The 11,449-nt window shown below is 58.7% G+C and carries 8 protein-coding genes; all 8 read left to right on the forward strand.

All coding sequences use genetic code 11. The features are described from left to right. Positions 1-20 precede the first annotated feature (20 nt). The 8 genes from VGL38_15835 to VGL38_15870 all read left to right on the forward strand — a co-directional run bounded on the left by VGL38_15835 (position 21) and on the right by VGL38_15870 (position 11,372). Positions 21-2,642: a hypothetical protein gene (locus VGL38_15835; protein HEY3296903.1), complete on the forward strand. Its 2,622-nt coding sequence runs from the start codon at positions 21-23 to the stop codon at positions 2,640-2,642. Positions 2,643-2,846: 204 nt separating this feature from the next. Beyond that, on the forward strand, positions 2,847-3,470 hold the full coding sequence (locus VGL38_15840) for a penicillin-binding protein activator LpoB (GenBank protein ID HEY3296904.1): 624 nt from the start codon (positions 2,847-2,849) through the stop codon (positions 3,468-3,470). Positions 3,471-3,491: 21 nt separating this feature from the next. Then, entirely contained in the window at positions 3,492-4,952 is a 1,461-nt protein-coding gene (locus VGL38_15845) for a hypothetical protein (protein HEY3296905.1), read from the forward strand. Between the two features lie 115 nt (positions 4,953-5,067). Next, positions 5,068-5,652: a class I SAM-dependent methyltransferase gene (locus tag VGL38_15850; protein ID HEY3296906.1), complete on the forward strand. Its 585-nt coding sequence runs from the start codon at positions 5,068-5,070 to the stop codon at positions 5,650-5,652. An 11-nt stretch (positions 5,653-5,663) separates the two neighbouring features. Further along, positions 5,664-6,809 carry a cystathionine gamma-synthase gene (locus VGL38_15855; protein HEY3296907.1) on the forward strand — a complete coding sequence of 382 codons (1,146 nt, stop codon included), beginning with the start codon at positions 5,664-5,666 and terminating at the stop codon, positions 6,807-6,809. A gap of 184 nt (positions 6,810-6,993) precedes the next feature. Continuing rightward, positions 6,994-9,915: a T9SS type A sorting domain-containing protein gene (locus tag VGL38_15860; GenBank protein HEY3296908.1), complete on the forward strand. Its 2,922-nt coding sequence runs from the start codon at positions 6,994-6,996 to the stop codon at positions 9,913-9,915. Positions 9,916-10,091: 176 nt separating this feature from the next. Further along, complete coding sequence (locus VGL38_15865) at positions 10,092-10,472, forward strand: response regulator (GenBank protein HEY3296909.1); 381 nt, start codon at positions 10,092-10,094, stop codon at positions 10,470-10,472. 36 nt (positions 10,473-10,508) lie between these two features. Continuing rightward, positions 10,509-11,372: a chemotaxis protein CheX gene (locus VGL38_15870; protein ID HEY3296910.1), complete on the forward strand. Its 864-nt coding sequence runs from the start codon at positions 10,509-10,511 to the stop codon at positions 11,370-11,372. The last annotated feature ends 77 nt before the right edge of the window (positions 11,373-11,449 follow it).

Raw genomic sequence — 11,449 nt, forward strand, 5'->3', positions numbered from 1 at the left:
AAATCTTCCCGGCGGTAATTATGAAAGTTCTGTCTGTAATTTTCTGCGCTATCCTGTGGTTGTCTCCGGTGTTTGCCGACTCGATCACCTTTACAGCGAGCACAACCATTGGATGCGGCAACACGACCTATGAAGGATACGATGTGACCGTGAACGGGTGTGCCGTGACCGTGGGCTGCCTGCATTCTTTTCGAAGTCTGCGGATTATCAACGGCGGTCTGGTTACTCATGCCGCCGGAGATTCTGCCGGCGTGTATCTATCCATCACCCACAACATGCTGGTGGATGCGACCGGACAGATTAATGCGGTGGGGCGGGGCTACGGGCCGAGGACGGGTCCGGGCGCGGGACATGCATCCGGCGCTTATGGAAGTGGGGGCGGCCATGCGGGAACCGGCGGCACCAGCACCATGGTCGATACAGGCGGCGTGGCATACGGCTCGGTGGGAACACCGTTGCAAATGGGAAGCGGCGGCGGCGCGAACGGCGGCTTCGGCGGTGGCGTTATTCGCCTAATCGTCGGTGACACCCTGACCGTCGCAGGCGCGTTGTGGGCCAACGGCGGCAACTGCTCGAATACTGCCGGCGCGGGCGGTGGCGGCAGTATTTATGCGACGGCCGGATGCTTGGCGGGCGCGGGACAGATTTCCGCCACGGGAGGCGTCGCCCAAAGCAGCGGCGGGGGCGGGGGCGGCGGAAGAATCGCCCTGTATTACAGTGCCCGGACCTTCACGGGTACGATTTCCGCCTGTGGCGGTTCGGGGTATCAATACGGCGGTGGCGGAACCATTTTCACCCGGAATTTCACTCAACCGCTGGGTGATCTTCTACTCTTCAACTGCACACTTCTGAATACCGGAGTGACGCCCCTCGGGGACCTTCCACCCTGCAATGTGCTGATCAACAGTCACGGCTCGGTCGTGCTGCGCGATTCGGCGATGACCGTAGATGGATACTTCCGTGTTGCCGCAACCGGACAGGTGTGGGCACAGGCTGGGCAACGGGCTCAGTTAACCGTACACGGCACGATGACCATTGACAGCAACGCGACGTTTTCCGCCGCGGGTTGCGGCTATGGAACCGGCAGCGGACCGGGTGCGGGATCGACCGTGAGTGGATACGGCGGAGGCGGAGGCTACGGCGGGGCGGGCGGGGCAGGAGGTTCAGCAGGCACCGCGACAGGCGGAGTAACATATCCGACCATCACCGCACCGCAGGAGTTCGGCAGCGGTGGTGGCGGAACGTATGGCGGAGCGGGCGGCGGTGCACTGCACATTGTGGTGGACGATACCCTGCGCGTCAACGGTGTGCTTTCGGCCAATGGCGCTATAGGAACCAACCTCTCCGGAGCTGGAGCCGGAGGAAGCTTGTATCTGGAAGTCGGCACGCTGACAGGCCTTGGGAGTGTCACGGCACAAGGCGGCCAGGGAGGGGCGAACGGCGGTGGCGGCGGCGGGGGCTGTCTGGCTTTCTACTACACGTCGAATCTGTTCACCGGAACCCTCTCCGCCTGCGGCGGATGGGGACTGCGCTATGGCGGCGCGGGAATGTTGTACACCAAAGCAGCCTCGCAGAGTGTCGGTGAACTGGCCATTTCCAACTGCACCCATAACGGTGCGGTCTCCGGTCTGATTAACCCTCCGCACTGCAACATCACCGTCACATCCGGCGGCATTGCCGACTGTGCGGACACGGCATGGTCGATCACCGGCAATGTCCGCGTAACCGGAACAGGGCAATTGTGGATTGCAGCCGGACACCCGGTGCAGTTTACGGTGAATGGACAACTCAGAATCGATAGCCTCGGGATCTTTTCCGCGTTGGGACGCGGCTACGCTGCGGGGACCGGACCCGGCGCCGGTGCGACCCTCGGCGCGTTCGGCGGTGGAGGCGGTCACGGGGGAATTGGCGGAACCGGAACCGGCGGCGCAGTGGGTGGCGGCACTAATGATTCGCAGCCACTGCCGGTATTGATGGGCAGCGGCGGCGGCGGCACGAACGGGGCACGGGGTGGGGGAGCTTTGCTGCTCACGGTCACAGATACACTCTTCTTGAATGATTCCCTGACCGTACTCGGCGGCGAGAGCGGCGCTAACGGCGGAGGCGGGGCCGGCGGCAGCCTCTGGGTGCGCGCCCCGGCGATTGTCGGCAACGGCTACATCACCGCAAGCGGCGGCAACGGCAATGTGGGCGGCGGTGGCGGGGGCGGCGGGCGAATCGCCCTCTATACCTGTTCGCGCACACTGCCGGTCACGCATATTACGGCCAACGGAGGCAACTCCCAGCATGTGGGGTCGCCCGGCACGGTGTTCTTGGGCACCAACGACTGCAACAACAACGGCCATCCCGACGGCTGCGATATTCTGAACGGCACCAGCACCGACTGCAACAGCAACGGAATTCCCGACGAGTGCGAGAATATCACGTCGCCGGTAGTGGTAGTCTATTTCACCGAAAGCCAGTTGCTGCTGCGCTGGAACTGCGTGCCGGGATTTCCCACCTATAAGGTCTTCGGCAGACAAGGCAACAATGCCGAAGTTGAGTTGGCAACGGTCGAAGGTCTGACCTATGATGCCAGCAGCCTGCTCAGCGCTCCCGCCCCCCACCGCTGGACCTTCCGGGTGGTGGGATGGACACCGTAGGAAAACGCTGAAAACCTGAAATGCTGAAACGTGTGAGACGGGCGGCTCGTGAGGGTTGCCCGTCTGTCTTTGGAAAGGGTCGGTTTTGCCGGGCAGAAGAGCGGTTGCAGAATTGCTGAAATCGCTTTATCTTAGTGGGCTTTCCGCAGGACGGGAAGCAGACCCGGATTCATCATAACTTATTTCTTTTCAAGGAGTTCGATAATGTACCGGATGAAACTTGCGATGGTGATTCTGCTGGCGGCCCTGCTGGCAGTCAGCGGCTGCTCCAGCAAAAAGACGGTGTCGCGCATAGATAGCAGTGAGACAGTGGACCTGTCGGGCAACTGGAATGATACCGATAGCCGGCTGGTCTCCAACGAAATGATCAGTGACGCCTTGAGCGAGAACGGCCAAAACCGCCCGTGGTTGTCCAACTTTCTGAAGGGCAAAAGCAAGAATCCCACGGTGATTGTAGGCGCCATCCAGAATCTTACCGATGAGCATATTGCCACCGGGACCTTTGTGGGCGATATTGAGCGCGCCTTTGTCAATTCAAGCACGGTAAATGTGGTCTCGGCCAAGACCGAGCGCGAAGGCGTGCGCGAAGAGCGGCAGGATCAGCAGGCCAACGCGTCTCCTGAGACGATGAAGCAATTCGGCCAGGAACTGGGCGCGGACTACATGCTGATGGGCAAGATCAACAAGATCACCGACGAGGAAGGCAAGGAGAAGGTCGCATTCTATCAGATCGATCTGAATCTGACCGACATCCAGACCAATCAAAAGGTGTGGATGGGACAGAAGAAGATTAAGAAGTTCATCGCGCGCAAGCCGTACAAACCGTAATCCAAGGATGAAGGCGGAAGGATGAAGGATGAAATAGGAAACGGGAAGGCTCGCGTCCCTTCCTCCACGCTGTGGGGGAAGGTCAGGATGGGAGAGCTTTCGGTTTTCTGCTTTCTGCTTTTCTGGCTCTTGCTTGCGGGGTGTGCGGGGCCGCGGACGATGCTGATGGAGCGCGTGCGCACGGATTTGTCGGCATCCGACTACCAGAAGGCCTACACGGCCTATCAGAAGTCGGTCGGACAAACAACAGACGTGGAACAACTTCTGAACCTCGGGCTGCTGGCCTTTGAGGCGGGAGACTATGCCACAGCGCAGAAGACCTTCGAAGATGCCGACCGTCTGGCCGAAGAGCGGCAGACCAAAAGTCTGTCACGCGAAGCGGCGGGCATTGCGGTCTCGGACCGGGTGCGTGCCTATCAGGGGACGGACTTCGACAAGGCCATGCTGCACTACTACCGCGCGCTGGGTTACATCGCCGCGGGGAATTTCGCCGACGCAGCGGTGGAAGGGCGGCGGATTGCGGCCTACCTCGAAGTGCTCTCCCGCGACGGCAAGCACACCTACCGCGATGACGCCTATTTGCAGTGGTTCAACGGATCCTTGTATCAAGGGTTCGGGCAGATCAACGACGCGTGGATCTCGTACAAGCGGTCGCGCGAACTGTACAAGAATTACTATGGAGTGCCGTCGCCGTCTTTTCTCTGCCCTTTGGGCATGCAGGCGGCGCAGCAGAGCGGACTTTCCGAGACCGTTGAAGAGTTGCGGAAGGAGTGCCCCGATACGGCGGCGATTCGGCACCGCGATTATGGTCGAGTGGTCATGATCTGCGAGACGGGGCTGGCACCGCCGATTCAGGAAACCAACCTTGTGTTTCCGATCTTCACCAATGATCAGACCTCATGGGCGGATGATGCGGCACGGGAGCGATATGCCTATGACGTCTACCGGCGCGGCAACGACTATGAGTACGACCGCACGAAGCTGAAGTATCTGCTGCGGGTAGCCATGCCGGTGTATCCGCAATACTATCAAGGCTCGCGGGTAAATGGCATTGTCGTGCGCGATGCTCAGGACCGCGAGTATCACGCCGAACTGATGGAAAATGTCGGTGCGGTGCTGGAGCAGGATCTGAAGGACCGCTACGGCGCGATTGCCGTGCGGGCGATTATCCGCGCCCTGATCAAGTACGCGGCCAAGGAAGGCGCGGAAAAGATTGGCGGCAAGAACAATGAAACTCTGGGCTCGATTTTAGGCGCGGTGGTCAACGCGGCGGGAGTGATTTCCGAAGCCGCCGACACCCGTTCTTGGGAGACGCTGCCCGACCGGATCTATGTGGCGGATTTCGAACTCCCGCCGGGCCTGCATACGCTGCGGGCGCTGTTTGAGGACGGCACCGGTGGCACGCTGAAGCGCCACGATTTCCCGCCGGTGGACGTCAAGCAAGGCCAGACGGTGTTTTTGCGTGTGCGGTGCACACAATAAGCGGCACCAAGTCTCGGAGCCCTTGGCTTCCCCGCCGTGACGAACTTGAACTGGAGATGCCGGTGTCATGCTCCGCCGGCGCGATTGAACCTACCTTAGCAAACTGGAATTCTCTATGAAACTGGACATCGGGTGTGGCCCTTACAAGCAACCGGGATTTGTCGGCGTGGATCTGGACTTGCAGCCCGGCGTAGACATTGCAGCCGATGCGACGGCCATGCCGTTTGGCGACAGCACGGTGTCCTATATCCATACCCGAAATACTCTGGAGCATATCCCCAAAATGTTCGACGCGTTGCGGGAATTCTACCGGGTGTGTGAGGATGGCGCGACCATCGAAATTACCGTGCCGCACTTTTCGAGCTACGAATATTGGCGTGACCCTACGCACATTCGCCCATTCAGCGTGCTGACCTTCGATCATTTCGATCGCATCCGGATTATTACCTATCCGTTACCGGATTATGTCCCGGGTATTGATCTGGAGGTTGTGCGGACGCGGCTGGATTGGTGGGATCCGTGGCAGGTGACGGCCAAACGCGGCTGGAAAAAAGCGGTGCTCAAAATGGTGAACGCCACCATCAATGCTGTGGCCAACGCCAAACCGTTTTTGTGCGAGCGCTTCTGGTGCTGGGGAGTAGGGGGCTTTGTACTTGTGACCTTCTATTTGAAAGTTCATAAACCTATGCGGCATGTCTAATGAAAAAGAGTATGCATTTCAATACCGCCTGCTTGCATGCGGGAATCGAACCGGAACCGGTAACCGGGGCGATCATGACTCCCATATTTCAGACGTCCACTTATGTGCAGCCGGAACTCGGAGTCAACAAAGGGTTCGAGTACTCACGAACCGATAACCCCACGCGGCAGGTGCTGCAGCACGCGTTCGCGGCGCTGGAGGGCGGACGGTTCGGACTGGCCTTTTCCAGCGGCATGGCGGCGATTGACGCGCTGATTGCCACGCTGAATGCGGGGGAGCATGTGCTGTCCTGCGATGACGTTTACGGTGGCACTTACCGGCTTTTGAAGCGCGTGCGGGAAAAGCAGGGTGTGCAGTCGGACTTTGTGGATTTCTCCGATCTGGCGGTTGTGGAGCGGCATATCCGGCCCCAAACGCGCTGGCTGTGGATCGAGTCGCCCACCAATCCGCTGCTGAAGATTCTGGATATCCGCGCACTGACAGACTTGGCGCACAAGCATAACGTGCGCGTGGCGGTGGACAACACCTTTATGACGCCCTATTTTCAGCGGCCGCTGGAACTGGGCGCGGATCTGGTCATGCACAGCGCGACGAAGTTTTTGAACGGCCACAGCGACGTGGTGATGGGCGCGCTGATTACCAGTGACGAGCCGCTCTATGGCGAGTTGAAGTTCAACCAGAATGCCATCGGCGGCGTGCCGTCGCCCTTCGACAGTTTCCTCTGCCTGCGCGGCTTGAAGACTCTGGCGGTGCGCATGCAGCGGCATCAGGAGAATGCCTTTGACGTGGCGAATTTTCTGGCCGGACGCAAGGACGTGAACTGGGTCCGCTATCCGGGGCTGCGTACGCATCCGCAGTTCGAACTGGCCAAGCGGCAGATGAGCGGCTTCGGCGGTATGGTAAGCTTTGAGCTTTCCGGCGGCCTCGAAGCGGCGCGGGCCTTTGCCAAAAGTCTGAAGCTGTTTTCGCTGGCGGAGTCTCTGGGCGGTGTGGAATCGCTGTGCGATCATCCGGCCATCATGACCCACGCATCGGTTCCCAAAGAGTCGCGCCAGAAGCTGGGCATCAGTGACGGACTGATCCGCCTGTCCGTCGGCATCGAGAGCGCGGACGATCTGGTCGCCGATCTGGAGCAGGCCTTTGCCGCGGTGAAGTAACGCACCTTATTGCTGGCGGACAAACCGACACGGGAGGCGGTTATGGTTCAGCACGCACATTTCAAGAAATGTTTCTGGAAAGCCTTGCTGCACGGGTTGTGGCAGGGCTTTGCTGTGATGGGCGGCAGGTGAGGTTGCTTGAAGCACTGCTGTTGAAATAACAACTAAGCTGGGGAGGGAACCCATGCATCGCACTTTTTGGCTTGTACCGCTGTTGCTGACGGCGTTGATCTCTTCAGCATCCGCCGACACCACGTGGGTTTCGGGCGCGGTTTCGGGCAGTTGGGCTGTAGGTGGAAGCCCGTATGTGATCACAGACTCGGCGTGGGTGAACAGTAACACGACGCTGACGGTGGACGCCGGAGTGGAAATTCTGCTGCCGGACTTTTCCTCCCGCTTCAATCTGGGCGGTGTGTTACGGTTGGAAGGCACGGCTGCAGATTCGGTGATCCTGAATCTTGCGTCTCCCGGCGCGCGAATTACGGGTTCAAGGCAGCATCCCGGACGGCTGGCGCAGTGCACGTACGTGACGTTCGCCGGCGCGGGCGAATGCTATACGTTCGTGGACACCGTGTCGTTTTCGCATTGCCGTTTCCAGACAGGGAACCGACCCTGGGACTGGGAAGCCCGTTTGGTAACCGCCCGCCATTCCTTCCTGCGAAACCTCACCGCCAATTTCGCCAACATCGTTTTGGATAGCACCACCCTCAACGGCGAAATTTTCACATGGCGATCTGTGACCGCCCGTTCCCTCTGCCGCGCCATGGCTGAGGAAGGCGACAGTATCATGCAATCCACCCTCGATGCCTTCGGCAGCGTAGACATATCGAATTCCGACATCGAGAGTGTGAACTCCGATGGCTTTGATAGCTCGCGAGCCGTTACGGTAGTGAACTGCCGCCTTGGCAGTCTCTCGGTAGGGAGTTCCTCGCATGTGGAAGTCCGCAACTGCGTTCTGAATAGCTTCCGGATGACAAACTGTCAGGGCATCGTACACGGGAATTCGATCTCATGGAGAAATCCAAGCGATCTGGACAACCCATTGCCTCTGCAAGTCGTAAACAACACCTTTACCTACACCGGTGACTGCTTTGCTTGCGCTCCTCAATACTTTCTGCAGGGCAGCTCTACCAATAGCGGTCTGGTCCTCGCGAACAATATCTTCTACTCGACACAGCCGAATCTGCAGGTCTTTAGCCCAGTGTCCGGATCGTTCGTGACTCCGCCGCATCATAATCTGGTGTGGGGGATGGATGATCCGTGGGGCGAACAGCACCCGTCCGGGCCGGGCAACATTACGGCTGATCCGCTGTTTGATCCGGATGGAAATTACACAGCAGTGCAATTTGGCTCTCCGGCGATCAATGGAGGAGATCCGGCGATGCTTGATCCGGATGGCTCCGTCTCGGACATCGGTGCATGGTGGTGGGATCATCACCAGAATCACCCGCCGGTTATTTCCACACCTCGCCATCTGTCCGTTCGGTGGGGAGAGATCCTCGATCTGACCATCACTGCCCGGGATGAGAACCGTGTTCAGTTTACCTTTCCCGATGCCCTTCCGGTTTGGATGCAGGAGGCCAGCCATGTGGATCAAGTGACAAGCAGTCGGTTGTTTATCGGACGGGTGCCGTTCGGCGCCGCCTCGTTTGCGGTGCGCGTTATTGCCACAGACAATTTTGGCCTGACAGATACGAACACGATTCAGGTCGACATTTATCCCCGTTCCTCCCTGACGGACACCATATCAGGGGTGCTGACTGCGGACTATTCCCCTTATGTTGCGCACCATGATGTGTATGTCCCGGCGGGAGACACGCTGAGGGTCGAACCGGGGGTGCGGATCCAGTTGGATTCGGTAACCTGCGGAAATGCGCTGGTCGTTCAGGGGCTGCTCATCGCGGCAGGGACGACACAGGACAGTATTTACTTTGAGACATGGTCGAACTCGGCGTGGAGTGGCATCCGGCTGCAAGGTCCGGCCGCCAGCGCACAACTGGAGTATTGCCGTGTGGCCGGAGCACAACCCTGTATGGAGGGGGACAACTTCCGGCGGTGGGAAGTGAACCACTCCACGATTGCAGACACCCGAAATACGACTTACCACGGGATCAATTTCTGGAGTTGGTCGGACTCTTTGATTATCAGGAACTGTGACGTTACCATCGGGGGAGATTCGCGGTTGGCGGTGGGCCGGTTCAGGTTTGAGAACAACCGGATGGATGTGCCTTACTTGTCTTTTTCCGGCGTGAACACCGATGGAGATATTCGCTCCTGTCTGTTTGCGAACGATTGGGGTTACCTCAGCTTCGCAGGTTCACACCGTGTGACCATCGAGAACAACCTGTTCCCCTACAGCCCAGGCCTCTCTTTAGGGGACGGTGCGGGCACCCGCATTATTCGTGTCCTGGGCAACACGTTCTGTCATGGCGGGAACTATTTGGGAGGGTCCATGCATGCCGGTGACAGCCTTGTCGTCGTGAACAATATTTTCAGCGGGTGCTTGAGAGCCGCGCTCGAGATAACGATCTCTGGTGACACCAGTGCCCTTTCGATCCGCAACAACTGCTTCTGGCAGAATCAGCAGAATTTTGATTTCGATGATTTCGCTTGGCCCTCGCTGGGCACTCTGGCCACCACCAATCTCAATGGCGACAGCACCGACATCTACGGCAACCTCTTCATGGATCCCGTGTTTGCGGATACCGTGGAATACCATCTGAGCGCGGAGTCGCCATGCATTGATGCGGGACTGGATGTGGGGTTGCCGTTTGTGGGGCGCGCGCCGGATATGGGTACATGGGAATATGGGATGAGTGCGGTCCCGGAACATCAGGCGGCAATCGCGGAAGTCCCATCGCTTGTTGTCTATCCCAATCCCTCCAATGGCTGGCCTTCACTGCAGCTTGCGCCGGAATGGTTTGCCCAAGGTCCGGTCACGGTGAGGGTGTACAATGTTCTGGGACAAAACGTGTGGGAGCAGGCGCTGCCCTCAGCAACAGGCGGTCTGCCGGCTGCCCCTGCGGCGTACGTGTCGGGTTTGTACGTGCTCAAGGTTTCCAATTCGCAGCGGACGATGCTGCAGAAGTTTGTAGTGCTGAAATAGGATCTCCGATGAGTCCATTAAGACAGGCCCGGCTCACCGCCGGGCCTGTCTCTTTTTTGAAGAAAACCTGTTGCCGTCTATCAACCGCCGAAGGCGATTCGGCGGTGGTCTAAGGTTTGCAAGCTGTTTAGCTCGTTCGGTTTCACCCTCGCGACGCAGCGAACTTAGAGGCAATTATGGCGATACTGATTGTAGATGATTCCACGACGATGCGACGGATTGTCAAACGCAGCGTGGACGAAATGAAGCAAGAGGCGCTGGAAGCACCCGACGGCATGCAGGCGCTGAAGATTATCGAAGAAAAGCCGGAAGCTATTCAACTGGTGATTCTCGACTGGAATATGCCGGGAATGACCGGGCTGGAAGTGCTGAAGACGATCAAGGGGAATCCCCGGTACAAGGACATCACGGTGATGATGCTGACCTCCGAGGCCGATCAGAACTGCGTGGTGGACGCGCTGAAAGCCGGCGCGCAGAACTATTTGACCAAGCCGTTCGATGCAAAGATGTTGATGCTGAAGATTCAAGAGAGCCTGACGCTGGCCGCCAAGGCGTAAGTGACAACGCTTGCCAACCCCGGAGATTGTTATCCCATGAGCCTCGAAGTTGCATTGATTGATTTTCCCCGGCTGCAGGAGCAGATTGCCACCCGGCTCCTCGCCCAGCATAACGCCAATGTGCGCCGCGTTGACCACAACGAGGCTGCCGCGCGTCTGGATGTGTTTGATCTTGCCCTGTTCTTCTGGCCGGACACCGGCGCGGATGCGCCCTCCCGCCTGATGCAGATCCGGGCCAATGAGAGCGGCAAAGATGTCCCTATCGTCCTCGTCACCAGCGAATCCGGACGGCGCAACGCGGAAGCGTCGCTGGGCCGCAACACCCAGCTCGAATTCCTGGTCACGCCGCTTCAGCCACAGCTTGTGGCACGGAAGCTGGCCGCCATGCTGGGCAGCCAGAAAGAGGTGATACAGCCCGCGCATCTCGATGCCGAATATGTGAACCCGTTCATCACGGCCACCCTCGACACTCTGAAACAGATGGCGGATATGGACTGCGAGCGGACGGGGTTGTCCGTACGCACCGAAGCGGCCACCAAAGGCCATATCTCGGGCACAATGGGTCTGTCCGGTGCCGCCGAAGGTTTTGTCGCCATTACCTTCAATGACAGTCTCGCCCGCAAGGTGGTCTGCCGGATGTTGCAGATGAACCCGGGTGAGGAAAAGGACGAAGATATTCGTGACACGGTGGGCGAACTCATGAATATCATCGCCGGCGCCGCCAAGGCCGACCTGATTCACACCGACCACAGTTTCATGTTGTCACTGCCCACGGTGATCGTCGGCGGTCCGCACTCGGTGGGACAGATCCGCGGCATCCCCGTCATCGTCATCGAATTTACCACTCAGGGGGAGACCTTCGAAGTCATGGTCTGCCTCATGCCGAAGAAGAAGGCATAAACTTTCAGCTTGCAAAAAGGGCTGTCCGAACGTTTCGGACAGCCCTTTTTGTTTTGGCAATCTGCGTGAATTGTCCC

The organism is bacterium, from assembly GCA_036504735.1.
In the GTDB taxonomy this organism is placed as follows: Bacteria; Electryoneota; RPQS01; order RPQS01; family RPQS01; genus DASXUQ01.